At 63.9% G+C, this 26181-nt stretch carries 23 protein-coding genes; 1 reads left to right on the top strand and 22 read right to left on the bottom strand.

The features are described from left to right. Positions 1-381 precede the first annotated feature (381 nt). The 18 genes from dnaG to ndk form a co-directional block, all read right to left on the bottom strand. The gene (gene dnaG / locus HV786_RS24160) at positions 382-2457 is read right to left on the bottom strand and encodes a DNA primase (RefSeq protein ID WP_128827941.1); all 2076 of its coding nucleotides are present in this window, start codon (positions 2455-2457) and stop codon (positions 382-384) included. Positions 2458-2476: 19 nt separating this feature from the next. Next, complete coding sequence (rpsU, locus tag HV786_RS24155) at positions 2477-2689, bottom strand: 30S ribosomal protein S21 (RefSeq protein WP_006218592.1); 213 nt, start codon at positions 2687-2689, stop codon at positions 2477-2479. 339 nt (positions 2690-3028) lie between these two features. Further along, positions 3029-3571 carry a phosphoribosyltransferase gene (locus tag HV786_RS24150; protein WP_056315724.1) on the bottom strand — a complete coding sequence of 181 codons (543 nt, stop codon included), beginning with the start codon at positions 3569-3571 and terminating at the stop codon, positions 3029-3031. 81 nt (positions 3572-3652) lie between these two features. Further along, entirely contained in the window at positions 3653-4948 is a 1296-nt protein-coding gene (locus HV786_RS24145; RefSeq protein WP_056315722.1) for an adenylosuccinate synthase, read from the bottom strand. 76 nt (positions 4949-5024) lie between these two features. Then, positions 5025-6182, bottom strand: a complete 1158-nt coding sequence (locus tag HV786_RS24140) for an ATP phosphoribosyltransferase regulatory subunit (protein ID WP_062842025.1) — start codon at positions 6180-6182, stop codon at positions 5025-5027. Between the two features lie 266 nt (positions 6183-6448). Further along, the gene (hflC, locus tag HV786_RS24135; protein ID WP_056315716.1) at positions 6449-7351 is read right to left on the bottom strand and encodes a protease modulator HflC; all 903 of its coding nucleotides are present in this window, start codon (positions 7349-7351) and stop codon (positions 6449-6451) included. Between the two features lie 18 nt (positions 7352-7369). Next, positions 7370-8668, bottom strand: coding sequence for an FtsH protease activity modulator HflK (gene hflK / locus HV786_RS24130; RefSeq protein ID WP_128827939.1), 1299 nt, complete (start codon positions 8666-8668; stop codon positions 7370-7372). Then, entirely contained in the window at positions 8634-9740 is a 1107-nt protein-coding gene (hflX, locus tag HV786_RS24125; RefSeq protein ID WP_062842027.1) for a GTPase HflX, read from the bottom strand. Before hflX ends, hflK begins: the two co-directional genes overlap by 35 nt. Before the next feature lie 84 nt (positions 9741-9824). Further along, the gene (hfq, locus tag HV786_RS24120) at positions 9825-10061 is read right to left on the bottom strand and encodes an RNA chaperone Hfq (protein WP_006218585.1); all 237 of its coding nucleotides are present in this window, start codon (positions 10059-10061) and stop codon (positions 9825-9827) included. 157 nt (positions 10062-10218) lie between these two features. Beyond that, positions 10219-11292: a histidinol-phosphate transaminase gene (gene hisC, locus HV786_RS24115; protein WP_128827938.1), complete on the bottom strand. Its 1074-nt coding sequence runs from the start codon at positions 11290-11292 to the stop codon at positions 10219-10221. A 3-nt stretch (positions 11293-11295) separates the two neighbouring features. Beyond that, the gene (gene der, locus HV786_RS24110; protein ID WP_128827937.1) at positions 11296-12648 is read right to left on the bottom strand and encodes a ribosome biogenesis GTPase Der; all 1353 of its coding nucleotides are present in this window, start codon (positions 12646-12648) and stop codon (positions 11296-11298) included. A gap of 25 nt (positions 12649-12673) precedes the next feature. Continuing rightward, on the bottom strand, positions 12674-13831 hold the full coding sequence (gene bamB / locus HV786_RS24105) for an outer membrane protein assembly factor BamB (RefSeq protein WP_056315705.1): 1158 nt from the start codon (positions 13829-13831) through the stop codon (positions 12674-12676). Positions 13832-13836: 5 nt separating this feature from the next. Then, positions 13837-14475 (bottom strand): YfgM family protein, encoded by a 639-nt coding sequence (locus HV786_RS24100; RefSeq protein ID WP_128827936.1) that lies wholly within the window; start codon positions 14473-14475, stop codon positions 13837-13839. Between the two features lie 3 nt (positions 14476-14478). Next, complete coding sequence (gene hisS / locus HV786_RS24095; protein ID WP_128828392.1) at positions 14479-15765, bottom strand: histidine--tRNA ligase; 1287 nt, start codon at positions 15763-15765, stop codon at positions 14479-14481. A 54-nt stretch (positions 15766-15819) separates the two neighbouring features. Further along, entirely contained in the window at positions 15820-17106 is a 1287-nt protein-coding gene (gene ispG, locus HV786_RS24090) for a flavodoxin-dependent (E)-4-hydroxy-3-methylbut-2-enyl-diphosphate synthase (protein WP_062842031.1), read from the bottom strand. A 14-nt stretch (positions 17107-17120) separates the two neighbouring features. After that, positions 17121-17615 (bottom strand): helix-turn-helix domain-containing protein, encoded by a 495-nt coding sequence (locus HV786_RS24085; RefSeq protein WP_056315695.1) that lies wholly within the window; start codon positions 17613-17615, stop codon positions 17121-17123. Then, positions 17612-18766: a dual-specificity RNA methyltransferase RlmN gene (rlmN, locus tag HV786_RS24080; protein ID WP_128827935.1), complete on the bottom strand. Its 1155-nt coding sequence runs from the start codon at positions 18764-18766 to the stop codon at positions 17612-17614. The genes HV786_RS24085 and rlmN overlap by 4 nt, the downstream gene beginning before the upstream one ends. A 43-nt stretch (positions 18767-18809) precedes the next feature. Next, positions 18810-19235, bottom strand: a complete 426-nt coding sequence (gene ndk / locus HV786_RS24075; protein WP_056315689.1) for a nucleoside-diphosphate kinase — start codon at positions 19233-19235, stop codon at positions 18810-18812. 421 nt (positions 19236-19656) lie between these two features. Here ndk and HV786_RS24070 point away from each other — a divergent pair, with 421 nt between their 5' ends. Then, on the top strand, positions 19657-22551 hold the full coding sequence (locus tag HV786_RS24070) for a valine--tRNA ligase (protein ID WP_056315688.1): 2895 nt from the start codon (positions 19657-19659) through the stop codon (positions 22549-22551). Positions 22552-22615: 64 nt separating this feature from the next. On the opposite strand, the gene HV786_RS24065 is transcribed toward HV786_RS24070, so the two are convergent. From HV786_RS24065 to HV786_RS24050, 4 genes are all read right to left on the bottom strand, one after another. Then, on the bottom strand, positions 22616-23905 hold the full coding sequence (locus HV786_RS24065) for an NAD(P)/FAD-dependent oxidoreductase (protein ID WP_175211954.1): 1290 nt from the start codon (positions 23903-23905) through the stop codon (positions 22616-22618). Positions 23906-23914: 9 nt separating this feature from the next. Then, positions 23915-24646: an amino acid ABC transporter ATP-binding protein gene (locus HV786_RS24060; RefSeq protein ID WP_056315684.1), complete on the bottom strand. Its 732-nt coding sequence runs from the start codon at positions 24644-24646 to the stop codon at positions 23915-23917. Beyond that, positions 24643-25296, bottom strand: a complete 654-nt coding sequence (locus tag HV786_RS24055) for an amino acid ABC transporter permease (protein WP_062842033.1) — start codon at positions 25294-25296, stop codon at positions 24643-24645. Before HV786_RS24055 ends, HV786_RS24060 begins: the two co-directional genes overlap by 4 nt. 121 nt (positions 25297-25417) lie before the next feature. Beyond that, positions 25418-26173 (bottom strand): ABC transporter substrate-binding protein, encoded by a 756-nt coding sequence (locus HV786_RS24050; RefSeq protein ID WP_056315679.1) that lies wholly within the window; start codon positions 26171-26173, stop codon positions 25418-25420. Positions 26174-26181 lie beyond the last annotated feature (8 nt).

The following is a 26181-nucleotide window of genomic DNA, read 5'->3' as shown; positions in this document are numbered from 1 at the left end:
CACCGCTCAGCTATATTAATTAACGATGTAACAATTTTGACGCACGCGTCCCGTTTCTAACCTTTTTTAGTGGTTAGCGATGCCGCCTGGGCTCAATAACCGGGATGCCCGAGCTTCAGGCCGCTCTCGTCAAATTGGTACATAAATCATTAGATTCCGGCTTCCGGAATAGATTCCAGTTGCCGGACTTCGTGTCACGTTCCTGCTCTTGCTGCATCGATATGGCGAACAATCCGCCACCAATCGACCTTGAATTTCCAGCGATCATGCAACAGTCGGGCACAGCTGGCAATGGCGGCATCCGCGCTTAGCCGAACTGCACCGGCTCTGCGCTGGCCTCACAGCCCCCGCATGAGCGGAAAACCTTTGATTTTAGCGTATTTAGCGTATCCCGGCACCTTTCAGCACGGTCATGCGGCGGGAGAGCTCAAGATACCGCTTGCGAGCCTCTTCCGAAGCCAGTCCGGAAGCCGCCAGCTTGGCCATTTCATTTTTCGCCGAATCGAACTCGATCCGCCGCAACGCATCGTCCCATTCCGTCTGCGGGTCGGGCAGGTCTTCCTGCGCCAGGATGTCCGCCCGCAGCCCCTTCAATACGGTTGCAAGGTCCGAGTCCGGCTCCGCGGCCTCCAGCAAGGCGCCGACATGGCGCGCGCCGCTGGATTGCGCCAGCATGATCAGGTCTCGTACCAATCCTAGATGGGGGCCGTGGTCGATGACTTCAAGCTGCTGATCTCCCATGGAGTCGACCAGTTCAGGATGCGCGAGCAGCAGGCTCAAGAGCCGCTTGGCCAGCGACGGCATGGTGCGGCGCCCCTCGAAGCCGCCAACATCGTTGTCGCGCCGGCCTTTCCAGTTGCCCTTGCCGCCCTTCCAATCACCCTTGCCCTTCCAGTCGCTCTTGCCTTTCCAATCGCTCTTGCCCTTCCATTCCGGCTTTGCGCCTGGCTGCCAGCCCGCAGATCCGCCACCAGACTCTTCGCCATGCGAGGCGTACTGGCCGTAATCGTCGGACTCGTCGGCGGGAATGTCGTGGAAGTCGTGATTGCCGTAGTCGTAGCCCATGTCCGGCGGGCCGCCGTCGTGGCTCGGCTCGCCGCCCGGGGCCATGCCGGACTCGCCACCGCCCGACGCGGGCCGCGCGGCCGGCGCAAATGGCTTGGCAGGCTGTTGCGCCAGAACCTGCGCCATTTCCTCGGGCGTCAATTGCACCAGCTTGGCCATTTCCCGTTCGATCTGCACGCGCAACGCGCACTCGGGGATCGTTGCCAGCAGCGGCTTGGCCTCGTGCAGACAACTGGCGCGCCCTTCGGCCTCGGTCATGTTGTGACGCGACGCCAATTCGTCCAACAGGAAGCGCGACAGCGCCACGGCGTCGCCCAGACACGCGCGGAACGCTTCGGCGCCCAATTCGCGCACATACGAATCGGGATCATGCTCCGCCGGCAGGAAGAGGAACCGGATCGCGATGTCATCCCGAAGCACCGGCAGACAGGCCTGCAGCGCGCGCCAGGCGGCGCGCCGGCCGGCCTTGTCGCCATCGAAGCTGAAGATGACCTTGTCGCTGGCGCGCAAGAGCTTCTTGACGTGATCCGGTGTGGTGGCGGTGCCGAGCGTGGCAACGGCATTGGCGATGCCCTGCTGCGCCAAGCCGACCACGTCCATGTAGCCCTCGACGACAATCACCTGGCCTTCCTGGCGGATGGCCTGGCGGGCTTCCCACAACCCGTAGAGCTCCTGCCCCTTCGAAAACAGGGGAGTTTCAGGAGAGTTCAGGTACTTGGGTTCGCCTTTGCCGATGATCCGGCCGCCAAACCCGATGAGGCTTCCCCGCGCATTGCGGATCGGAAACATCACCCGTTCGCGAAAGCGATCGTAGCGCCGCCCGTCCTCGGACTCGATGACGAGGCCGGACTCCACCAACGTGGGGTCCTCGTAGTTCGGAAACACCTGGGACAGACCGTGCCGGTCCGTGCCTGACCAGCCCAGGCCGAAATGCGCGGCGATCTCGCCAGTCAGGCCGCGCTGCTTCAAATAGCGGACGGCGGCGGGCGAAGCGCGCAGCAGTTTCAGGTAATGGGCTTGGGCAGCGTCCAGCACCTGGGTGTGCCGGGATTCCTCGGCCTTGCGGCGCGCGGACTCCTGCTGCTGGCGGGGACTGCGGTTTTCTTCGGGGACCGTCATTCCCGCCGACGCCGCGAGCGTACGCACGGCGTCGGGGAAACTGGCGCCCGTATGTTCCATCAGGAAGGTGATGGCGCTGCCATGCGCTCCACAACCGAAGCAGTGATAGAACTGCTTGGTGGGGCTGACAGTGAACGAGGGGCTTTTTTCGTTATGAAAGGGGCACAGGCCAAGCAAGTTGGCCCCACCCTTTCGCAACTGCACATATCGCCCGACAACGTCGACGACGTCGACTCGGGCGAGCAAATCCTGGATGAATGATTCTGGAATCAATAGATTCGGGAATCAGAAATCAATACAGGCGCGGGGGCAGTTGTTGGCTACGGATGCGCTTGTAGTGGCGCTTCACGGCGGCGGCATGCTTGCGCTTGCGCTCGGCGGTGGGCTTCTCATAGAACTCGCGCGAGCGCAGTTCGGTGAGCAAACCGGTCTTTTCGATGGTGCGCTTGAAGCGGCGCAGAGCGGCTTCAAACGGTTCGTTTTCCTTCAGTCGAACGATAGGCATAAAGTAATTGGCCTGCTTGTAGGGTAACAAAGTTGATGACAAACCTGGCTTGCTTTTCCAGCAACGCTGCGCGGACCCAGGTACGCGAAGACGGCCTCTGGCGATAAGACCTGCAAACCGCCAATAGGCAAGTACCGCGAACTGTGAACCTTGAAAGCGCAACCCGGGCATGCGTTCACCCGGGTTTGAGCTGGCTGTTTCCGTTACCCAAAGACTACCCAAAGAGTAACAAGCCAAGTTCGGTTTAGCGATAACCAGCGATTCTAGCATGGTCAAGGACGGTTTGACTACTGCCAGGGACAGTCCGCGCCCTGGGCCCCGCCCTTTTCCTGCCTGCTATCAGCTCTGGGAACCCTTGCGGATCCAGGCTTCCAATTGATGGGGACGCAAGCTGTCGTAGTCTTCGAAAGGCTGGTGAATCCAGGGATTCGTGGGCAGCTTCTCGACGTAATAGTCGGGCGTTGCCAGGGAATGCCCCTTCCACCACAGCACGGCGCTGCGCAATTCGGTGATGTCGGCGAACTGGCTCTTCAGGTGATCGAAGACCTTGTTGAAGGTCTTGCCGGTATCGACCATGTCGTCCACCAGCAACACCCGGCCGGACAGCGTGCCGCGGGTGATGGTGATGAACTGGGCGATGTCCATGTCGCCTTGCTTGGTGCCAGCCGCCTCGCGATAGCTGCTGGTGGCAAGAATGCCCAGCGGCACGTCAAAAATACGCGACATGACGTCACCCACGCGCATACCACCGCGCGCCAGGCAAAGAATCTTGTCAAACTTCCAGCCCGACTGGTGCACCTGCAAAGTAAGGCGCTCGATCAAGCGGTTGTAATCGTCCCACGTTACCCACAGGTGGCTATCGTCACTGGTCGGCGTGCTCATAGGCAAGCATCTCCTGCACAAAAATACGAAAAGGCCGCCGCCGGTATGACCGGCGGCGGCCTTGGGAATAATAACCCGATGTCAGCCCTTCAGGGGATGACGCAAAACAATGGTCTCGTTGCGGTCCGGACCGGTGGACACCAGGTCGATCGGCACGCCGCAGACCTCGGCGACACGCTCCAGATAACGGCGCGCGGCGGCGGGCAGCTTGGCGTATTCGGTGATGCCGACGGTGGATTCGCTCCAGCCGGGCAGCTCTTCGAGCACCGGTTGCGCTTGCGCAACGGCATGCGCGCCGTAGGGCAGCACGTCGCGGAATTCACCGTTGACGCGGTAGCCGACGCCCAACTGGATGGTTTCCAGACCGTCCAGCACGTCCAGCTTGGTGATGCACAGGCCGGAAATGCCGTTCAGGCGGACCGAACGCTTCAGCGCGGCGCCGTCGAACCAGCCGCAACGGCGCGGACGGCCCGTGACCGAACCGAATTCCTTGCCGATGGTGGCCAGGCGGGTGCCGATCTCGTCGACCAGTTCCGTGGGGAACGGGCCCGAGCCGACGCGCGTGGTGTACGCCTTGGTGATGCCCAGGACGTAATCCAGTTGCTGGGGGCCGACGCCGGCGCCTGCCGAGGCCGCGCCCGCAACGCAGTTGCTGCTGGTGACGAAGGGATAAGTGCCGTGATCGACGTCCAGCAGCGCGCCTTGCGCGCCTTCGAACAGGAGGCGCTTGCCTTCCTGCTGCATGGCGTACAGGTTGCTGGAGACGTCCTTGACCATCGGGGCGATGGCCGGAGCCAAGGCCATGGCCTGATCGCGCACTTCGTTGGCCGAGACCGCTTCGGCACCCAGGTACTGGGTCAGCACGAAGTTGTGGTAATCCAGCACTTCGGCGAGCTTTTCGTCAAAGAGCGCCGGATTGAAGAGGTCTTGCACGCGCAGGGCGCGGCGGGCGACCTTGTCTTCGTAGGCCGGGCCGATGCCGCGGCCCGTCGTGCCGATCTTGCCCTCGCCCTTGCGCGCTTCGCGCGCCTTGTCGATGGCGACGTGGTACGGCAGGATCAGCGGGCAGATCTCGGAGATCTGCAGGCGCGAACGCACGTCCAGGCCGGCGGCCTCAAGCTCTTCGATTTCCTTGAGCAGGGCTTCCGGGGACAGCACGACGCCATTGCCGATGAAGCAGGTGACACCGGGGTGCATGATGCCCGACGGGATCAGGCGAAGAATCGTCTTCTTGCCGTTGATCCACAGCGTATGGCCGGCATTGTGACCGCCTTGGAAGCGGACCACGCCCTGGACGGATTCCGCCAGCCAGTCGACGATCTTGCCCTTGCCCTCGTCACCCCATTGGGTGCCGATTACGACTACGTTCTTGCTCATGATACGAATCAATTTCGAGTTTCTCGGGAAATCCGGAAATCTCCCCGCGGCCCCCTCGTTTCCGAGAGGGAGTTAGTCACAGCGTTTTGACCGTCCAGACGCCATCCTGCAGCGCCAGCTCGCGATCGCAAACGAATTCGTCCTGATCCTGCTCGTGACCGGGCAATACCTGAACGACGATTTCCCCTGACCGGCGCAAGCGGCGAACCGCCTCGGTCAGAGCGGGGGCCTGCCCCCAGGGCGCGCGAACCGCTCGCGCCCTTTCCGCCGGCGGCAGACCCGCCGCCAGCTTGCGTAAATCAAGACTGAAGCCCGTTGCCGGACGCGACCGGCCAAACGCGTGGCTGACGTCATCGTAGCGGCCACCGCTGACCAACGCGTCGTGCCAGCCTTCAGCGTAAAGCGCAAACTTGACGCCCGAGTGGTAAGCGTAACCACCGACGTCGGCCAGATCGACGCTGAAAGACACGTTGGGCATGGCGTCGACCACTGCCTGAAGGGCGTCGAGCGCCTCGGCGATACCCGGCAGCGCCGGCAGGTCACGGCGGGCGATCTTCAGCACGTCCTGACCACCGTACAGCGTGGGCAGCAATTGCAGCGCCTTCAGCGTTTCCGGACGGATGCCGGGCGCGCGCGCCGCCAGCTCGCCCAGTCCGGGCACGTCCTTGTCGCGCATCAGCCGGATCGCGTCCTGCGCCAGCTCGGCAGCCGCCGGATCCGACTTCAGGATCGCGCGCAGCACCCCGGGGTGATTCAGATCCAGGCGCGGATTGCGAACGCCGGCGATGGCAACGGTTTCCAGCACCAGCTGGATGATTTCCAGATCGGCTTCGAATCCGGCATGGCCGTAGATTTCGGCGCCGATCTGCAGCAACTCGCGGCTCGACAGCAAGTCCGAGGGACGGGCATGCAGCACATTGCCGCAATAGCACAGGCGGGTGACGCCGGCGCGGTTGAGCAAGTGCGCGTCAATGCGCGTGACCTGGGGAGTCATGTCCGCGCGCACGCCCAGCGTGCGGCCCGAAAGCTGGTCGATCAGCTTGCAGGTGCGCAGATCCAGATCGCTGCCGGTGCCCGACAGCAATGAATCGATGTACTCGACCAGGGGCGGCGCGACCAGCTCGAACCCGTATGTACGGTAAAGATCGAGAAGTTCGCGGCGCAGTTCCTCGATGCGCCGGGCCTCTGCCGGAAGTACGTCGGCGAGGCTTTCGGGCAGCAGCCAGTTACCCATGAATGTGTTTACCTGAATAACGCCAAGTGATGCGTGGGCGTCGCCCAAACGAAAAGCGGCTGAGGGGCGTAAGCCCGCTCAGCCGCTGCGGAATGTTTTCTAGCTTACGCGGTATTGTACATGGTTCAGCGGCAAGCGCCACCTGGGGGACGGGCATGTCCAGAGCCCGGCGGCGTCCCCGATACCGGCAAGGGAGCATCCCGCCAGAAGCAGAAAAGCCCCTCGGTTATCCGAGGGGCTTTTTCGTTCGTGCGGACTGCTGCCGGTTACTTGGCCGGCACGGTGACCGGCGCCAGGGCGGCGCCTGCCGGATCCTTCATGAACTGGAAGAAGCTGGAGCTGGGGTCCACCACCAACACGTCGCCCGGCTTGGAGAACGAGGCGCGATAGGCTTCCAGGCTCTTGTAGTACGTATAGAAGTCCGGATTCTTGCCATAAGCCTGGGCGTAGATGGCTGCGGCGGCGGCGTCGCCCTCACCCATGATGCCCTGGGCCTTGGCGTACGCCTGGGCCACGATGACCTCGCGCTGGCGGTCGGCCTCGGCGCGGATCTTCTCGCCTTCGGCGGCGCCGATGGAGCGCAGTTCGTTCGCCACGCGGGTACGCTCGGCTTCCATGCGGCGGTACACCGACTCGGAAATTTCCGGCGCGAACTCGATGCGGCGCAGACGCACGTCAACGATCTGCACGCCCAGCGGCTCGGCGCGCTTGGCGACGTTGTCCAGGATTTCCGTCATGATCTTGTCGCGTTCGGTCGAGACCACGTCGCGCACCGTACGCACGTTGACCGATGCGTTCAGGGCGTCGCGGATCTGAGCTTGCAGGCGCTCTTGCGCCGCACGCTCGTTGCCGCCGAACGTCACGTAGAACAGACGGGGATCCGCAATGCGCCACTTGACGTACGAGTCGATCAGCAGGTTCTTCTTTTCGGAAGTCTGGATGCGCTCGGCTTCGTTGGTTTCGATGGTCAGAATGCGCTTGTCGAGCGTGACGACATTCTGGAAAGGCGGCGGAACCTTGAAGTACAGGCCAGGTTCACTGATGACGCGGCGGACCTCACCCAGCGAGAACACCAGGGCATAGTCGCGCTCGCGGACCACGAAAACGCTGGAGGAAAGGAGGGCCAGCACGATGAGCAGGCCGACCAGGATGGGCATAAGACGATTCATGTTCAGGACTCCTCCGGATTAGCGCGACATACGGTCGCGAGGCAGCGTGTTGCTATTGCTGCTGCCGGAAGGCTGCGGCACCGGCGCGGCCGAACCGCGCGAAGGCTGCTGGACAGGCGGGTTGGCCACCGGCGAGCTGGAGCTGCCGATATTCGACTTGCCTGCGTCCTGAGCGGCGAGATGCATGATCTTGTCCAAGGGCAAATACAACATGTTGTTGTTGCTCTTGGTGTCGACCATGACCTTGCTGGCGCGGGTGAAGATGTCCTGCATGCTTTCCAGGTACATGCGCTGGCGCATGACTTGGGGAGACTTTTCGTATTCGCCCAGGATGCTGGTAAAACGCGAGGTATTACCTTGCGCGTCGCCCACGACCTTGGCCTTGTAGCCTTCGGCCTGTTCCGTCATGCGCGAAGCCTGACCGCTGGCCAGCGGCACGACCTGGTTGGCATAGGCCTGGCCTTCGTTGATCTGGCGCTCGCGATCCTGACCGGCCTTCACGGCGTCGTCGAACGCGGCCTGGACCTGCTCGGGCGGCTGCACGTTCTGGATGGCGACGGTGCTGACCTGCACGCCCGTCTTGTAGCGGTCGAGAATCTGCTGCATCAGCGCCTGGACCTGCGAGGCCACCGTCGTACGGCCTTCGTACAGCACGAAGTCCATCGACTGCTTGCCCACGACTTCGCGCATGGCGGTTTCCGACGCCTGGCGCACGGATTCATCCGGGTCGCGCGTCTTGAAGAGATAGTCGGGCGCGCCGTCTGCACGCAGGCGGTACTGGACGACGAACTGCATATCGACGATGTTCTCGTCCGTCGTGAGCATCAGCGCTTCGGGCAGGACCTTGTTGCGCGCGCCGCCACGGAAACCGACTTCGAATGTGCGCAGTTGCGACACGTTGACGATTTCATGGCTTTGAATGGGATAAGGCAGGCGCCACTGGAAACCGGCTTGCGACGTGCTCTTGTATTTGCCGAACTGGGTCACGACCGCGACCTGGCCTTCTTGCACGATGTAGAAGCCGCTGGCCAGCCAGATGCCTGCCGCAACCAGGGCAATGACGCCCAGGCCGATGCGAGTGCCCCGCGGGGATGGCGGCGTCATGCCACCACGATTGCCGGGCCGGTTGTTGCCGCCCCCGCCCTTGCGCCCGAACAGGTTCCCGATGCGATTATTGAAATCGCGCCAGACCTCGTCCAGGTCCGGAGGGCCGTCTCCATTGCCTTGGGGCCGCTTGGGCGGCGGCTCGGAGCCATTGTTGTTTCCGCGACCCCAGCCGGGGTCATTCAGATTGAAGAGTTTGATAATTCGCGGCATTGTTTCCCACAATCTGTCCGGTTTCCGCAATTGCCCCGCGCAACGCATCCAAACCGGCGCGCTCGGTGGCGCTTACAAATACTCGCGCAATCGTACCATGTGCATCGCGCTCCACCCGCGGGTCCAGGCCCGCCCGGTCGATCTTGTTGTATACCAGAATGGTTGGAATCGCGGCAGCGCCTATTTCGGCGAGGACCTTGTTGACTTCGAAAATCTGCTCATCCCGCTGCGGGCTGGCCGAGTCCACCACATGCAGAAGCAGATCCGCGTGCACGGTTTCTTCGAGCGTGGCGCGGAAGGCGGCAATCAGGTTATGCGGCAGGTCGCGGATGAAGCCCACGGTGTCCGACACCACCACTGATCCGGCGCCTTCGATCCAGATGCGGCGGGTCGTCGTGTCCAGCGTGGCGAACAACTGGTCGGCCGCGTAGGCGTCCGCGCGGGTCAGCGCGTTGAACAGCGTCGACTTGCCGGCGTTGGTGTAACCCACCAGCGACACCGACAACGCACCGCCCCGCGCGCGGGCGCGCCGCTGGGTGATGCGCTGGCGTTCGACCTTGTCGAGCCGTTCACGCAGCGTCTTGACCTTGGCGCCGATCATGCGGCGGTCCATTTCAAGCTGGGATTCACCTGGCCCGCGCATCCCGATGCCGCCGCGCTGCCGTTCCAGGTGACTCCACATGCGCGTCAGGCGCGTGGCCAGATGCTGAAGCTGGGCCAGTTCGACCTGCAGCTTGCCTTCGTGGCTCTTTGCGCGCAGCGCGAAGATGTCCAGGATGAGCGCAACGCGATCCACGACGCGCAGGTTGAAGGCGCGTTCGAGGTTACGCTGCTGGGCTGGCGAAAGCGGCTGATCGAAAAGGATGATGTCGGCAAGCAGCGCCTGCGCCATCGCGACGCCCTCGTCGGCCTTGCCGGAGCCGATAAAGAACTTGGCGTCGGGACGATCGCGGCGGGCCGTCAGGGTGCCGACGATTTCGGCGCCCGCGCCCTTGGCCAGCATGGCAAATTCCTCGGCGTGTGCCGTGAAGTCCGGATCACCGAGATCCACGCTGATGATCAGAGCGCGCATACATGCACCATATTCGAGCCAAAGCGAAAATGCCCGCCGACGAGAACCGTCTGGCGGGCAATAAAAGGTAAAGCTGGAGCGAGATTACTCAGCAGGGACTTCCACTTGAAAGTTGACGGCGCGCGCGGGAACGACGGTGGAAATGGCGTGCTTGTAAACCATTTGGGTGACCGTATTGCGCAGCAGCACCACGTATTGGTCGAAGGATTCGATTTGCCCTTGAAGCTTGATGCCGTTCACGAGGTAGATCGACACGGGCACATGATCCTTGCGCAGCGTGTTGAGGAACGGATCTTGCAGAGTTTGCCCTTTATTGCTCATTGGCCAGGCTCCATTTGTTTGTTATTGAGTAATGACGCGCTTTTTGTACTGGTGGTGCACGCCGAAACACGTACTCTACAGGGTTTTCCCGGCCCGTGCTACTTGGCCGGGAAGCAAAAATGAGACCAGAGTTTTCCAGCTGAAATGCCTCTGAAAATCATGCCTTCAGGATGTTCTGGAGCGCTTGCAGAAGCAGATCGCACTGGGCTTCGGTACCCACCGTGATGCGCAGGAATTGATCGATCCGCGCATGACGGAAATGACGCACGATGATGCTGCGCTCGCGCAGGGCGGCGGCAAGCGTCGCGGCGTCCTTTGACTGATGGCGCGCGAACACGAAGTTCGCCGCTGAAGGAAGCACCTCGAAGCCCAGCGCCTGCAACCCTGCGGTCATGCGGGACCGCGTATCGATCACGGCTTTGCGAGTCTGCTCAAAGTACTCCGTATCTTCCAGCGCCGCTACTGCGCCGGCGGATGCCAAACGATCGATGGGGTAGGAGTTGAAACTGTTCTTTACCCGCTCAAGCCCGTCGATCAGCGCGGCACTGCCCACGGCAAAGCCCACCCGCAGGCCCGCAAGCGAACGCGACTTTGAAAGGGTCTGCACCACCAGCAGGTTGTCGTAGCGCGAGACCAGCGGGATCACCGATTCGGCGCCGAAATCCACATACGCCTCGTCCACGACAACGACCGTGTCCGGATTGCCCGCCACGATGCGTTCGACCTCGGCGGCGCTGAGCGCCCGGCCGGTGGGCGCATTGGGATTCGGGAAGATGATGGCGCCCGCCTGACCGTGGCGCGCGGGCAGGTAGTCTTCGACGTCGATGCAAAAGTCCGCGGTGAGCGGCATCGTTTCGAATTCGATGCCGTACAGGCCGCAGTACACGGGATAGAAGCTGTACGTGATGTCCGGAAAGCGCAGCGGACGGTCATGCTTGAGCAGGGCCAGAAACGCATGCGCCAGGACCTCGTCCGACCCGTTGCCCACGAACACCTGCTGCGGTTGCGCGCCGACCGCGGCGGCGATGGCCTCGCGCAGGCGGTCCGAGGAGGGGTCCGGATAGAGCTTGAGCGTATCGTCGCAAGCCGCGCGGATCGCATCGAGCACCTTGGGCGACGGCCCGTAAGGGTGCTCGTTGGTGTTCAACTTGACCAGATTCTGAAGCTTGGGCTGCTCGCCCGGCACATAGGGACTGAGCGTCCCGACAACGGGACTCCAGAAGCGGCTCATGGATCAGCTTTCCTGCGCGTAAGGGTTGTGCGAGGACTTGAATTCGATACGCAGCGGCGTGCCGGCCAAGTCGAATGCATTGCGGAAACGCGTTTCGAGGTAACGGCGGTACGAATCGGGAATGGCGTCCAGCGCGTTGCCGTGAATGACGACCAGCGGCGGGTTCTGTCCGCCCTGGTGCGCGTAGCGCATCTTGGGACGGAAGATGCCCTTGCGCGGAGGCGGCTGCTGTTCGACCGCCGCCTGCAGCTCGCGCGTGAGCTTGGGCGTGGACAGTTTGGCAAAGGCCGCGGCATGGGCGGCATTGATGGACTTGAGCAGGGGCTTGATGCCCTGCCCGCGCAGCGCCGAGATCGTGTGCACGCGCGCGAACGACAGGAAGCGCAGCTTGCGGTTGAACTCGCGCTCGATGCGTTCCTTTTCTTCGCCGTCCAGGCCGTCCCACTTGTTGACGGCCACGACCACGGCGCGGCCGGTTTCCAGCACGAACCCGGCGATGTGCGCGTCCTGCTCGGAGATTTCGGTTTGCGCGTCGAGCATGAGCAGCACAACGTTGCTGGCCTCGATGGCCTGCAAGGTCTTGATGACGGAGAACTTTTCGACCGCCTCGAACACCTTGCCGCGCTTGCGCAGCCCAGCCGTGTCGATCAGCGTGTAGCGGCGCCCGTCGCGGTCGAAATCGATTTCGATGGCGTCGCGCGTCGTGCCCGGCATGTCGAACGCGATCACGCGCTCTTCGCCCATGAGCGTATTGATGAGCGTGGACTTGCCGACGTTGGGACGGCCCACGATCGCCAGCTTGATGCGGTGATCGTGCTCGCCTTCTTCGACCGGTTCTTCTTCGACGGGCGGCTCGGCCAGATCCTTGAGCGCCAGCTCGATGAGATCCACGATGCCGTCGCCGTGCGCCGCCGAAATGGGATACGGCTGGCCCAGGCCAAGTTCATGGAATTCGGCGATGGCGGGGCCCAGACCCATGCCTTCGGCCTTGTTCACCGCCAGCAGCACGCGCTGCTGGCCCGACTTGCGCAGCAGTTGCGCGATCTCGTGATCGTGCGCATTGATGCCGGAGCGCGCATCCACCAGGAACACGACGACGTCCGCCTCGGCGATGGCCTGGCGGGTCTGCCGCGCCATTTCCAGCAGGATGCCGTCCTTGGCCACAGGCTCGAAGCCGCCGGTATCGATGGCGATGAACGGAATATCGCCCACCCTGCCCTCGCCGTAATGGCGATCGCGGGTCAGGCCGGAATAATCGGCCACCAGCGCGGCGCGCGATCGCGTCAGGCGGTTGAAAAGGGTCGATTTCCCCACATTGGGGCGGCCGACCAGGGCAACGACAGGCTTGAAAGACACGGTAAAAGGCTTTGTTTTATAAGTTTCAGTTGGCGCCGATCATGACGAGATTGCCATTGCCCGTCTGGACCAGCACACCTTGGGGCGTCGTCTGCGGCGGTGACACGACTGCGCCGCCGCCCACCGACAGGCGCGCCATCAGGCTGCCATCGCTGCGCGACAGGAAGTGCACGTAACCATCCAGATCGCCGACAGCCAGCGCTCCCCCAAGCATAGCCGGAGCCGTGAGCTGGCGGTTCTTCAAAGCGCTCTGTTTCCAGACATTGCCCCCGTTATCGAGCGCAAACGCGTTGACCACGCTGTTCTGGTCGGCGGCATAAGCGAAGCGGTCATCAAGCGTCAGGCCACTGACGCTGGAGAAATCCTTGGTCCAGAGCGGACGGCCACCGGCGGTGACGTCAAAGCAGACGATGCGTCCCTGATAAGCAACCGCGCACAGCAGGTTGCCCGCGATCCGGGGTGCGCCCACCACGTCGGTCAGACGCTCCAGGTCGCTGGCGCCGCGCGGCGTGGCCACGGTGCCTTCCCATTGCACGTTGCCGCTGTTGGAGGCGATGGCCATGATCTTGCCGCCGGGCAGGCCCGTGATGACGAGGCCTTCGGCCAGGACCATTTGCGAGACGCTGCGCAAGGCGAGCGACGGGCCGGGACGCTGCACGCTCCAGACGCGCTCGCCGCTGTTCGCGTCGAATGCCTGGATGCGGTAGTCGCCGCTGCGCACCACGACGATGCCGTAGCCGACGACCGGCGGAATCGTGACGTCGCTGGTGGCGCGGACCTTCCACTTCACCTTGCCGGTGTCGTCAAAGGCGATGACGTCGCCGTTGGGCGAAGCGACCGCAGTGGTGGTGCCGTCGCTGCCGGCGCCCGCCGACAGCTTGCCTTCGGCCTTGGCCTTCCAGATGACGCGGCCGCTTTGCAGGTCGAACTTGCCGACGGAGCCGTCGGGCGTGGCGGCATAGATGGCATCGCCCAGCACGGTGGGCGCGAAGCCCAGGCCGGAGCCGCTGCCGATGGACGTGGACCAGACCTGGCGCACGGACATGCCGGCCTTGTATTCGGTCAGGGGCGCCGGATCGTAACGGCCGTCGTCATGGGAGAACAAGCCGCATCCGCCCAGGGCAAGCAGGCTTGCCAAGAGGACGGCGCCGCGCCACGTACGGCCAGGTGCAAATTTACGCATTACAGTCACGCTCCGCTCAAGGCATCCAGTTTCAGTTGCACAACCTGGGTCAAGGGATTGGCCGCACCCAGGCCATCGATGGCGCTCTGCCAGGCCGCGCGCGCTTCCTCGCGCTTGCCTTGCGCAGCCAGCACGTCGCCGCGGCGGTCAGCGAACAAGGCGGCGAAGGCGGCCGGCGGATTGTTCAGCTGCGCCAGCGCGGCGTCGTATTGCTTCTGGTCCAGCATCATGCCGGCCAGGCGCAGGCGCGCCACGGCTTGCATGGAGGGGTTCTTGTTCTGACCGGCCAGCCATTCGAGTTGTTCGCGAGCGCCGGCGTCATCCTTCTGCGCCTGCAGGGCCTGCGCGGCCACCAGGGCGCCACGCGCGGCGTAGCCGGTGGTGGGATACTTTTCGCGCAGCGTCGAGGCTGCGGTCTTGATGCGCACCGAGGAATCGGCGCCACCCAGGCGCGCGGCGTCTTCCAGCGCTTCGAAGTAGCCCATTGCCTGGTTGGCCTGGTGCGATTCGTACGCCTTCCAGCCCCACCAACCGCCCCAGGCCAGGAGCACCGCCGTCGCCAGCGTCAGCAGAAGCGTGCCATAGCGGGCCCACCACGCCTTGATCGCGTCGAGTTTTTCCTGTTCTTCAAGATCGTATGCCATGCGTTAACCCTTGTTGTTCAATGCGTCGGCCAGCTTCGCCAGCGGAACCTGTTGCTGCGCCGAGTCGCCCTGCCCTTCTGCGCGCAGGAACTTGACGCTGGCGGTCTGCGACGCCACTTCGTCGGCGCCAAGGATAACCGCAACGCGGGCGCCGCTGGCGTCCGCGCGCTTGAATTGGGACTTGAAGCCAGCCGATCCGGCATGCACGATGACCGACAGTCCCGCGTCACGCAGGTCTTCGCCGACCCGCGCGGCCAGGCGCTGCGCGTCCTCGCCCTGGTGCACGACGTACACGTCGCACTCGGCCGGCGCGGCTATTTCGACGCTTTGTTCCCACAGGTCGAGCAGGCGCTCCATGCCAATGGCAAAGCCCACGGCAGGCGCCGGCTTGCCGCCCAGCAGTTCGACCAGGCCGTCGTAGCGGCCGCCGCCGCACACCGTGCCCTGGGAACCCAGGCGGTCCGTGACCCATTCGAAGACGGTCAGGTTGTAGTAGTCCAGGCCGCGGACCAGACGGGGATTCAAGCGGTATTCGATGCCGGCGTCGGTCAGGCGCTGACACACGCCGTCAAAGTGCGCGCGGGACTCTTCGCCCAGGAAGTCGAACAGGCGCGGCGCGCTGTCGGCCATTTCCTGCATGGCGGGGTTCTTCGTGTCCAGCACGCGCAGCGGATTGCTGTACATGCGGCGCTGGCCGTCTTCGTCGAGGATTTCGTGGTGCTTTTCCAGATGCTGGATCAGGGCGGCGCGGTGCGCGGCGCGCTCGGCCGGCTGGCCCAGCGAATTCAGTTCAAGGCGCACGTCCTTCAGGCCCAGCAGCTTCCAGAGGCGGCCCAGCATGACGATGAGTTCCGCGTCCACATCGGGACCGGCAAAGCCCAGCGCTTCGACGTCGATCTGGTGGAACTGGCGGTAGCGGCCGCGCTGCGGGCGCTCGTGACGGAAGACGGGACCGATGGAGTAGACGCGTTGCGGGCGATCATAGAGCAGGTTGTGCTCGATCGAGGCGCGAACGATCCCGGCGGTCATTTCGGGGCGCATCGTGAGCGATTCGCCGTTGAGCGCGTCGGTGAACGTGTACATCTCTTTTTCGACGATGTCGGTGACTTCGCCGATGCCGCGTGCAAACAGGCGCGTATGCTCAAGCACGGGCGTACGCACATTGCGGTAGCCATAGCCGCGCAGCCAGCCGCGCACGATTTCCTCGAATTGCTCCCAGCGGGCGCTCGCCCCCGGCAACAGGTCATTCATGCCGCGGATGGCGGCGACTTTCTGGAAAGCTTGAGTCATCTTGATCATGCCGTCGGCGCGCCCGAGAAGCGCGCCAATGGCCACACCCTTACTTTAGTGAGAGGCGAGCGCGCCATACCGGCGCGCAACGTATTCTTCAACGATGGCCTGGAACTCTTCGGCGATATGGTCGCCCTTGAGCGTCACCGTGCGTTCGCCGTCGACGAACACCGGCGCGGCCGGCACTTCGCCGGTACCCGGCAGGCTGATGCCGATGTCGGCATGACGGCTTTCGCCCGGCCCATTGACCACACAGCCCATCACCGCGACGTTCATCGATTCGACGCCGGGATACTGCGTGCGCCACACCGGCATCTGCCGGCGCAGGAACGACTGGATGCTGTCGGCAAGTTCCTGGAAGAACGTGCTGCTGGTGCGGCCGCAACCGGGGCAGGCGACGACCATGGGCGTGAATGCGCGCAGTCCCATGGTCTGCAGGATTTCCTGCGCGACGATGGCCTCGCGGCTGCGCTCTCCGCCCGGTTCGGGGGTGAGCGAAATGCGGATGGTGTCGCCGATGCCCTGCTGCAGCAGCACGGCAAGCGCGGCGGTCGAGGCCACGATGCCCTTGCTGCCCATGCCGGCTTCGGTCAGGCCCAGATGCAGGGGATAGTCGCAACGGGCGGACAGATCGCGGTAGACGGCGATGAGATCCTGCACGTGGCTGACCTTGCACGACAGGATGATGGCGTCGCGCCGCAGGCCGAGTTCCTCGGCGCGCTGGGCATTGCTGATGGCCGAGACGACCAGCGCGTCGCGCATGACGGCCTGCGCTTCCCAGGGCTGGGCGCGGCGGCTGTTTTCGTCCATCTTGCGCGCCATGAGCTCGTGGTCGAGGCTGCCCCAGTTGACGCCGATACGCACCGGCTTGTCATAACGGCAGGCGACTTCGATCATTTGCGCGAAGTTGTCATCGCGGCGCTTGCCGCCCCCCATGTTGCCGGGGTTGATGCGGTACTTGGACAGCGCCTGGGCGCATTCCGGGAACTGCGTCAGCAGCTTGTGGCCGTTGTAGTGGAAGTCTCCCACCAGCGGCACGTTCACGCCCATGCGGTCGAGCTGCTCGCGGATGGCGACGACCTCGCGGGCGGCCTCAGGCGTGTTCACGGTGATGCGCACGAGCTCGGAGCCGGCCTGCGCCAACTCCTTGACCTGGATCGCGGTGGCAATGGCATCCGCGGTGTCGGTGTTGGTCATGGACTGAACCACGACCGGGGCGTCTCCGCCCACCGTCACGACACGATCGCCCCACTTCACCGCGACGGAACGCGTGGCGCGGCGCGCTGCGGCTCCCACCGAGGGAGGCGGCGCGTCCTGGCAAGGCAGAGAAGAATCTTGCATCGGTTGGAACCGGGTTACTTGGTCGGCTTCGGCAGCCAGTCGGCGGGCAGCCACTGCTGCGGCAGCCAACCTTGCCAGAAGGCATACGCCACGCCGGCGGCAAGCACCAGCACGATGGCGATCAGCCAGCCCCAAGACGACGTGGACGAGCGGTCGTCGTCGGCGCTGGATTGGGGAATGGAATGCGCGGAATGCAGCGAGCTGGGGCTGAGCTTGGCCGGGCCGGTGGCGCGGGCCTTGGGATCGAGCGAGTCGACGATGGCCTGGGCATCGGCGCCAAGCAGCCGCGCATAGTTGCGCACGAGGCCGCGCAAGGAAACGCCGGTGGGCAGGTTGTCCCACTGCTCGTTTTCAAGGGCTTCGATCTGCTTGGTGGAAAACTTGATGCGGCTGGAGACTTCGTCGAGCGACCAGCCCTTGGCCAGGCGCAAACCGCGCAAGGCGGCGCCCACGCTGCCCACCGCGCCGGCGGACGAGTCGGAAACTGCAGAAGCGAAATCCTGCGTCATGCGTGCACCTGTTTAATTGGTATGGTCTGGCGCTGGGCGGCATTGCGCTCGGTGATCCGAGTGCGATCCCGCACCTCTCCGGCCAGTTGGCCGCAAGCCGCATCGATGTCGTCGCCCCGGGTCTTGCGGACCGTGGTGATGATGCCGGCGTCCATCAGACGCTGGGCAAACACCTTCACCCGCGCCGAGGCCGATCGCTTCAGGCCGGAGGCGGGGAATGGGTTGAACGGTATGAGGTTCAGCTTGCAGCGCACCTGGCGTGCAATGTGGATCAATTCCTTGGCGTGCTGGTCGGTGTCGTTGATGCCATCCAGCATGCAGTATTCGAACGTGATGAAGTCGCGGGGCGCAAACGCCAGGTAGCGTTCGCAGGCGGCCAGCAGCTCCTTCAGCGGGTACTTCTTGTTCAGCGGCACGAGCTCGTCGCGCAGCGCGTCGTTGGGCGCGTGCAGCGACACGGCCAGCGCCACGGGACAGTCTTGCGACAGGCGGTCCATCATGGGCACGACGCCGGAGGTGGACACCGTAACGCGGCGGCGCGACAGGCCGTACGCGTTGTCGTCGAGCATCAGGCGCAACGCGGGCAGGACCTGGTCGTAATTGAGCAGGGGTTCGCCCATGCCCATCATGACGACGTTGCTGATGACGCGAGTGTCTTCGGTGGCGCGGGCGCTTTCAAGGCGAGCCGTGCCGATGTCGGCCTCTAGCACGCGCTTGGCCCACCACAGCTGGCAGATGATTTCGCTGGTCTTCAGGTTGCGGTTGAAGCCCTGGTGCCCTGTCGAGCAGAAACGGCAGTTCACCACGCAGCCAGCCTGGCTGGAGATGCACAGCGTGCCACGGTCGTCTTCGGGGATGAAGACGGTTTCGATGGCGTTGCCCTGCCCCACATCGAACAGCCACTTGCGGGTGCCGTCGGTCGAGCGTTGCTCGATGTTGACGGGCAATGCCTCGATGCGGCAATGCGTGGCAAGCTGGCTGCGGAAATCGCGGGCCAGGTCGGTCATGGCGTCGAACGAATCGGCGCCGCGCTGGTGCATCCAGCGCTGCAGCTGGCGGGCGCGAAACGGCTTGCCGCCCCACTGCCCGACCAGTTCGGACAGGGCGGAGCCGTCCAGCCCCAGCAGATTGATTCGTTCGACGGATTCCATAACCAGGTAAAACTAATGCGCTTTCAACAACTTAAGCCAAAAATTAACGGCTGTGGATGTTGATTTCGGGGAAGAAGAAAGCCACTTCGACAGCAGCCGTTTCCGGAGCGTCGGAGCCGTGAACGGCGTTGGCGTCGATGCTGTCGGCGAAGTCGGCGCGGATGGTGCCGGCTTCAGCCTTCTTGGGGTCCGTGGCACCCATCAGGTCGCGGTTCTTCTGGATGGCGTCTTCGCCTTCCAGGACTTGCACGAACACGGGGCCCGAGACCATGAAGTCGACCAGGTCCTTGAAGAAGGGGCGGGCGGCGTGCACAGCGTAGAAACGCTCGGCGTCGGCGCGCGACAGTTGGGTCAGGCGGGCGGCGATGACCTTCAGGCCGGCTTGCTCGAAACGGGCGACGATCTGGCCGATCACGTTCTTGGCGACGGCGTCGGGCTTGATGATCGAGAGGGTGCGTTGAATGGACATAAAGGACTCCGAAAACTGATTTCTGACGGGTTTCTAGTTAATTGCCTGGTGGGGCTCTGTGCTTGCCGATGCCGCGCTGGGGTGCCACCCTTGGGTGCCACATCAAGCGCCATCGCGCCGTTGGCACGCAGGAGATCCGAAACGAATGGGTGTCTCGGGCCGCCCTGAACCACCGACCAAGACAGGATTCGACACTGCCGACCTGTCGGACGCATCCTGGAATGCCAGCGGGATTCCGGCTGCGCGCCGATCCAATGATTCAACGCGCATTTCCGAAGGAATCCTCAATGAATTCAGGGACTTCTAAAAGGTTTACAGTAACCCGGTATTCTAACACGCTGAGAAGACCGCATTACATCTTAAAATGAGCGGTTTGCTGCCCGCTTCCTACCCGGGCGCCCCTGTCTGCCGGAACTTAGTAATGACTCAAGCTGCTCCCCCGAACGCCGCGCCCATCGCCGGCGAAACCCCGGAACTCTCCAAGAGCTTCGAACCCTCCGAACTGGAATCCCGCTGGTATGCCGAGTGGGACAAGCGCGGCTACTTCGCCGCGGGCCAGCACGTGAAAACGGGGACGGAAAGCCAGCCCTACGTCATCCAGTTCCCGCCGCCCAACGTGACCGGCACCCTGCACATGGGCCACGCGTTCAACCAGACCATCATGGACGGCCTGGTGCGCTACCACCGCATGTCGGGCGACGACACCGTGTTCATTCCCGGCACCGACCACGCCGGCATCGCCACGCAGATCGTCGTTGAAAGACAGCTCGACGCGCAAAAGGTTTCGCGCCACGACCTGGGCCGCGAGAAGTTCGTCGAGAAGGTGTGGGAATGGAAGGAGAAGTCCGGCAGCGCCATCACCGGACAGGTGCGCCGCCTGGGCGCCTCGGCCGACTGGCCGCGCGAATACTTCACCATGGACGACCGCATGTCGCGCGGCGTGGTGGAAACGTTTGTCCGCCTGCATAAACAGGGACTGATCTATCGTGGCAAGCGCCTGGTCAATTGGGATCCCAAGCTGCTCACGGCCGTGTCAGACCTGGAAGTGCAGTCCGAAGAGACCGATGGCCACATGTGGCACATCCTCTACCCGTTCGTCGACGGTCCGCAGACCATCGTCGACAAGGACGGCCAGACCGTCACGCTGCGCGGCATGACCATCGCCACGACGCGCCCGGAAACCATGCTGGCCGACGGCGCGCTGTGCGTGCATCCCGACGATCCCCGCTACAAGCATCTCGTGGGCAAGCAAGTCGAGCTGCCGCTTTGCGACCGCAACATTCCCATCATTGCCGACGATTTCGTCGACCCTGAATTCGGCACGGGCTGCGTGAAGATCACGGGTGCCCATGACTTCAACGATTACGCGTGCGCGATGCGCCACGATCTGCCGCTGATCGTGATCTTCACGCTGGACGCGCACATCAACGAAAACGGTCCCAAGCAATTCCAGGGCATGGAACGCTACGAGGCCCGCAAGGCGGTCGTTGCACAACTGGAAGCCGAGGGCTATCTGGTCAAGGTCGAGCCGCACAAGATGATGCAGCCCAAGGGCGACCGCACCGGCGTCGTGCTTGAGCCGATGCTGACCGACCAGTGGTTCGTCGCCATGAGCAAGCCCGCGCCGGAAGGCACGCTTAACCCGGGCAAGAGCATCACCGAAGTCGCGCTGGAAGTCGTGGCCGACGGCCGCATCCAGTTTTATCCGGACAACTGGACCACCATCTACAACCAGTGGCTCAACAACATCCAGGATTGGTGCATTTCGCGCCAGCTGTGGTGGGGTCACCAGATTCCGGCCTGGTACTCGGAAGACGGCCAGGTGTTCGTGGCGCACGACGAAGCGGGCGCAATCGAGCAGGCGCGCGCCGCCGGCGTCACGGGTCCGCTCACGCGCGATCCGGACGTCCTGGACACGTGGTTCTCGTCGGGCCTCGTGCCCTTCACGACGCTGGGCTGGCCGGAAAACACGCCGGACCTGCAGCGCTACCTGCCTTCCAGCGTCCTGGTCACGGGCTTTGACATCATCTTCTTCTGGGTGGCGCGCATGGTCATGCTGACCACGCACCTGACCGGACAGATTCCGTTCAAGCACGTTTACGTGCACGGCCTCATCCGCGACGCCGACGGCCAGAAGATGAGCAAGTCCAAGGGCAACACGCTGGACCCGGTGGACCTGATCGACGGCATCGACCTGGACGGCCTGGTGGCCAAGCGCACCTACGGCCTGATGAATCCGAAGCAGGCCGGCGCAATCGAAAAGGCCACGCGCCGCCAGTACCCGGACGGCATCCCCGCCTACGGCACCGATGCGCTACGGTTCACGATGGCGGCCTACGCCACCCTGGGCCGCAACATCAACTTCGATCTGAAGCGTTGCGAGGGTTACCGCAATTTCTGCAACAAGCTCTGGAACGCCACGCGGTTCGTGCTGATGAACACCGAAGGCCATGACCTGTCGGTGCCGGACGAAGGCGAACTGTCCTTTGTCGACCGCTGGATCGTCAGCCAGATGCAGACGCTGGAAGCCGACGTGGCGCGCGGATTTGCCGACTACCGTTTCGACAACATCGCCAACGCAATCTACCGCTACGTCTGGGACGAATACTGCGACTGGTATTTGGAACTGGCCAAGGTGCAGATCCAGACCGGCACGCCGGCCCAGCAGCTTGGCACCCGCCGCACGCTGATCCGCGTTCTGGAATGCGTGTTGCGCCTGGCGCATCCGATCATTCCGTTCATCACGGAAGAGCTGTGGCAGAAGGTGTCGGTCGTGGCCGGCAAGCGCAAGGAAGGCGTGGCCGACAGCGTCAGCGTGCAGCCCTACCCCAAGGCCAATCCGGCCGCGGTGGATGCCGCCGCCGAAGCCGATGTGGCCGAACTGAAGGCGCAAGTCGAGGCCGTGCGCGCCCTGCGCGGCGAGATGAGCCTGTCGCCCGCCCAGAAGGTGCCGCTGTGCGCGCAGGGCGATGCGCCCATGCTGACCCGCAACGCGCCCTACCTGGCTGCGCTGGCCAAGCTGAGCCAGGTTGACGTGCTGGACGTGCTGCCCGACGCGGGCGCGCCCGTGCAGGTCGTTGGCGCCAGCCGCCTGATGCTGCACGTCGAGATCGACGTCGCCGCCGAACGCGTGCGCCTGGACAAGGAAATCGCCCGCCTCTCCGGCGAGATCGCCAAGGCCCAGGGCAAGCTGTCCAACGCCAGCTTCGTCGAGCGCGCGCCCGCCGCCGTCGTGGAACAGGAAAAGGCCCGCATGGCGCAGTTCGGCGAAACCCTGCAGAAGGTGCAGGAGCAGCGCGCCAAGCTCGGCAACTGATCCTCGCGCCGCCCCAGAAACCCCGGACACTGTTCCGGGGTTTTTGTTTGGGGACGGCCGGGATTCACACCCCGCCGTCCGTCATCCGGTACCAGCTGACCACCGCGTTGACGTACAGGCGGCGCAGCGGATAAAGCGGAAATGGCTTGATGGCCGACAGCGGCACGGGCAGCGCATTGGCATCGCCCGTGACCACGTACTGCGCCATTGCGGCACCCATGCAGGTCTGCAGGCCGACGCCGCGGCCCTGGCAGCCGATGTCCACCAGCAGCCCGGGCTGCGGTTCATGCAGATGCGGAAGATAGTCGCGCGTTACGGCCACCCTGCCGCACCAGCGGAACTCGAACGGCGTGCCGGCCACCTGCGGGAACATCTTGACCATCACGCGCTCCAGATGCGCCCAATCCGCCTCGCCCTTGGGTTCGCGAAACGGCCCCCGGCCGCCCATCAAGAGGCGGCCCTGGTGATCCAGACGAAAGTACAGCAGCAGGTTGCGCGTGTCGGACGTGACGTGTCCCTCGGGAAAGATGCCCGCGCGGATTCGGTCGGGCAGTGGGACGGTGGCCACCTGAAAGGTGTTGGCATCGATGATGGACGGCTTGAGGCCGGGCCACAGCTCGCCGCCGTAGGCATTGGTGCACATCACCACGCGATCGGCGCTGATCGACGGCCCGCGCGCCGTGGACACTTTCCACTTGCCGCCGTCGCGCGCCAGGCCCGTGACGGGCGTGTCGGTGTGCAGGATCGCGCCCGCATTCAGCGCGGCGCGCGCCAGGCCGCGCGCATAGCTCAGCGGCTGCACCGCGCCCGCCCGCCGGTCCACCCATCCGCCCAGATACTTGTCCGTGCCGATAAGACGGGCGACCTGCGCCCGATCCAGCGGTTGCGCGTCCACGCCCAGCCGCGCCCATTGCGCCGCGCGGCCTTGCGCGACACGCAGCGCCTCGGGCGTGTGCGCGCCCTGGATCCACCCCTTGCGCACGCGCGGCACGTCCATTGCGTGGCGCTCGATCAGGTCGAAGACCGCGTCCGCCGTCCCGCCGGCGAACCGTGTCAACCGCTCGCCACGCTCGGGGCCGAACATAGCAACCAGATCGTCAGGGTCGTATTTCAAGCCCGGAATGACCTGCCCGCCATTGCGTCCGGATCCGCCAAAGCCGATCTCGCGCGCCTCCAAAAGCACGACCTTGACGCCACGCTCGGCCAGGTGCAACGCAGTGGACAGGCCGGCGTAGCCGCCGCCGATCACGGCGACGTCGGCCTGCGTGGACGCGTCGAGCGGCCCGGTGGGCGGCGGCGGCGCTGCGGTGGCCGCCCATAGTGACGGGGAAAGCGGAAACGGCGCTGGCTGCATGGGACGTCCTTACATGGGGTGCAACACACGCCGCAGGAAGTCCTGCGTGCGCGGATGCTGCGGATGATTCAGCACTTCGCGGGCGGCGCCCTGCTCCACCATGACGCCGCCGTCAAAGAACATGACGCGGTCGGCGACCTCGCGCGCAAAGCTCATTTCGTGCGTCACGACGACCATCGTCATGCCGGCCTCGGCCAGCTTGCGCATGACGCCCAGCACGTCGCCAACCAGTTCGGGATCGAGCGCCGAGGTGGGCTCGTCGAACAGGATCGCCTTCGGTCTCATTGCCAGCGCGCGTGCAATCGCCACGCGCTGCTGCTGACCGCCCGACAGCTGGTTCGGATGCGCGTTTTCCTTGTCCGCCAGGCCGACGCTGGCCAGCAGCTCGCGGCCGCGCTCCACCGCCTGGGCGCGCGGCTCTTTCTTGACGAAGATCGGGCCTTCGATGACGTTTTCCAGTGCCGTGCGATGCGGAAACAGATTGAAGCGCTGAAACACCATCGCCACCTGCGTGCGGATCGACACGATGGAAGGCGAATCGCAATCGACCAGCTCACCGTCCACGGTGATGCGGCCGGCGTTGTAGCGTTCCAGTCCGTTGATGCACCGCAGGATGGTCGACTTGCCCGAGCCGGATGGCCCAACGACGCACACGACCTCGCCCTGCTCGACTTCGGCGTCGATGCCCTTGAGGACTTCGAGCGGCCCAAAGCTTTTCCTCACGCCTTGCAGGCTGATCATTTGGTTGCGCTCCGTTTTTCCAGATGCCGCACCAGCAGGATGAGCGGCACGCACATCACCAGGTACATCAGCGCCACCAGTGTGAACACCGTGGCGTTTTTGAACGTCGACACGGCGATGAGCTTTCCTTGCAGCGCCAGTTCGGCGACGGTGATGGTGGATGCCTGCGACGAGTCCTTGAGCATCATGATCATGATGTTGCCGTATGGCGGCAGGACGATCTTCACGGCCTGCGGCAGCACGACGCGGCGCATCGTCAACCCCCAGCCCATACCCATGGCCATGGCCGCCTCGATCTGGCCGCGATCGATCGCCTGGATGCCGGCTCGGAAGTTCTCGGCCTGGTAGGCCGAATACGCGACGCCCAGGCCGATGATCGCCGCCTGCACCGCGCTCAGCGACACGCCCATGTCTGGCATCACGAAATAGATGTAGAAGAGCAGCACGATGATGGGAATGCCGCGCAGCAGATTGACCAGGCCGGCGCTAAAGCCCGACAAGTATTTGTTGCCCGACACCCGCATCAACGCCCAGACCAGCCCCAGCACCGTCGACAGCGCCAGCGAGCCCAGCGTGACCAGGATCGTGAGCTTGGCGCCCTCCAGCAGTATCGGCATGAACTCTGCCGCGTCCTTCATGAATTGCATCATGCGTCCACCACCCCCAGAAGACTGCCCGCGTCGCGCTCCGGATGCGCGGCGTCCGCCGGCGGGTTTGATCGCGCCGGCGGGATTTTTAACGAATGTTTGCGCTACGAAAGTCCGGCCGGCCTCAAGCGCCGCCCAGGCCCCATTTCTTCAGGATGGCGTCGATGGCGCCGTCGGCCTTCAGCTTGGCCAGCGCCTTGTTGATGCGATCAAGCAGCTCGGTGTCTTCCTTGCGCGTGGCCAGCCCCAGGCTGCCCATGATCGTGGGCTGGTAGGACTGCGCCATCTTCAGATTGGGGTAGTTGCCTTGCGACAGCACATACGCGGCAATGGGGTAGTCCATGAAGCCGCCCTGGATCCGGCCGGCGTTTGCATCGCGCATCATGTCGGGCGGATTGTCGTAGAGCTTCACCTCCTTGAAGACGCCGCTCTTCTGAATGGGTTCGACAAAGGCCGTGCCCACCTGCACGCCGACCGTCATGCCCTTCATGTCGGCGAACGACTTGTACTCCTTGTTGTCGCTCTTGAGCACCATCAGGCCTTCGCCATAGCGATAGACGGGCTCCGAAAAGCTCACCACCTGCTGGCGCTGAGGCGTGATGAACATCGCCGCCGACACGATATCGATGCGCTTGGAAGTCAGCGAGCCGATCAGCGCTGAAAACGCCATCGGCTCAATCTGCACCGAGAATCCGGCCTCCTTGCCGACCGCTTTCACAATGTCGACCATCACGCCCTCGATGCTGTTCGTCTTGGTATCGAGAAACGTGAACGGGCTGCCGGTGGGCGTGGATCCCACCTTCAATACCGTCTGGGCTTGAGCGCCCGCCGCCATGGACAATGCTGCGAATACAGAGACAACCAGGGTCTTGAATTTCATGACATATC

It is taken from the genome of Achromobacter mucicolens (assembly GCF_902859725.1).
Lineage (GTDB): Bacteria > Pseudomonadota > Gammaproteobacteria > Burkholderiales > Burkholderiaceae_B > Achromobacter > Achromobacter mucicolens.
This window is presented reverse-complemented; position numbering and strand designations above follow the sequence as displayed.

What these genes read in the sequence shown, in the direction of transcription:
- rpsU (WP_006218592.1), bottom strand. Translation starts at nt 2,689, where the DNA reads ATGCCTATCGTTCGACTGAAGGAAAACGAACCGTTTGAAGCCGCTCTG.
- ndk (WP_056315689.1), bottom strand. Translation starts at nt 19,235, where the DNA reads ATGTCCATTCAACGCACCCTCTCGATCATCAAGCCCGACGCCGTCGCC.
- HV786_RS24085 (WP_056315695.1), bottom strand. Translation starts at nt 17,615, where the DNA reads ATGACGCAGGATTTCGCTTCTGCAGTTTCCGACTCGTCCGCCGGCGCG.
- HV786_RS24140 (WP_062842025.1), bottom strand. Translation starts at nt 6,182, where the DNA reads ATGGGTAACTGGCTGCTGCCCGAAAGCCTCGCCGACGTACTTCCGGCA.
- HV786_RS24065 (WP_175211954.1), bottom strand. Translation starts at nt 23,905, where the DNA reads ATGCAGCCAGCGCCGTTTCCGCTTTCCCCGTCACTATGGGCGGCCACC.
- bamB (WP_056315705.1), bottom strand. Translation starts at nt 13,831, where the DNA reads ATGCGTAAATTTGCACCTGGCCGTACGTGGCGCGGCGCCGTCCTCTTG.
- hisC (WP_128827938.1), bottom strand. Translation starts at nt 11,292, where the DNA reads ATGAGCCGCTTCTGGAGTCCCGTTGTCGGGACGCTCAGTCCCTATGTG.
- HV786_RS24070 (WP_056315688.1), top strand. Translation starts at nt 19,657, where the DNA reads ATGACTCAAGCTGCTCCCCCGAACGCCGCGCCCATCGCCGGCGAAACC.
- ispG (WP_062842031.1), bottom strand. Translation starts at nt 17,106, where the DNA reads ATGCAAGATTCTTCTCTGCCTTGCCAGGACGCGCCGCCTCCCTCGGTG.
- hflK (WP_128827939.1), bottom strand. Translation starts at nt 8,668, where the DNA reads ATGCCGCGAATTATCAAACTCTTCAATCTGAATGACCCCGGCTGGGGT.
- HV786_RS24055 (WP_062842033.1), bottom strand. Translation starts at nt 25,296, where the DNA reads ATGATGCAATTCATGAAGGACGCGGCAGAGTTCATGCCGATACTGCTG.
- HV786_RS24145 (WP_056315722.1), bottom strand. Translation starts at nt 4,948, where the DNA reads ATGAGCAAGAACGTAGTCGTAATCGGCACCCAATGGGGTGACGAGGGC.
- HV786_RS24150 (WP_056315724.1), bottom strand. Translation starts at nt 3,571, where the DNA reads ATGAGCACGCCGACCAGTGACGATAGCCACCTGTGGGTAACGTGGGAC.
- HV786_RS24050 (WP_056315679.1), bottom strand. Translation starts at nt 26,173, where the DNA reads ATGAAATTCAAGACCCTGGTTGTCTCTGTATTCGCAGCATTGTCCATG.
- hisS (WP_128828392.1), bottom strand. Translation starts at nt 15,765, where the DNA reads ATGACTCAAGCTTTCCAGAAAGTCGCCGCCATCCGCGGCATGAATGAC.
- rlmN (WP_128827935.1), bottom strand. Translation starts at nt 18,766, where the DNA reads ATGGAATCCGTCGAACGAATCAATCTGCTGGGGCTGGACGGCTCCGCC.
- HV786_RS24060 (WP_056315684.1), bottom strand. Translation starts at nt 24,646, where the DNA reads ATGATCAGCCTGCAAGGCGTGAGGAAAAGCTTTGGGCCGCTCGAAGTC.
- hfq (WP_006218585.1), bottom strand. Translation starts at nt 10,061, where the DNA reads ATGAGCAATAAAGGGCAAACTCTGCAAGATCCGTTCCTCAACACGCTG.
- HV786_RS24100 (WP_128827936.1), bottom strand. Translation starts at nt 14,475, where the DNA reads ATGGCATACGATCTTGAAGAACAGGAAAAACTCGACGCGATCAAGGCG.
- hflC (WP_056315716.1), bottom strand. Translation starts at nt 7,351, where the DNA reads ATGAATCGTCTTATGCCCATCCTGGTCGGCCTGCTCATCGTGCTGGCC.
- hflX (WP_062842027.1), bottom strand. Translation starts at nt 9,740, where the DNA reads ATGCGCGCTCTGATCATCAGCGTGGATCTCGGTGATCCGGACTTCACG.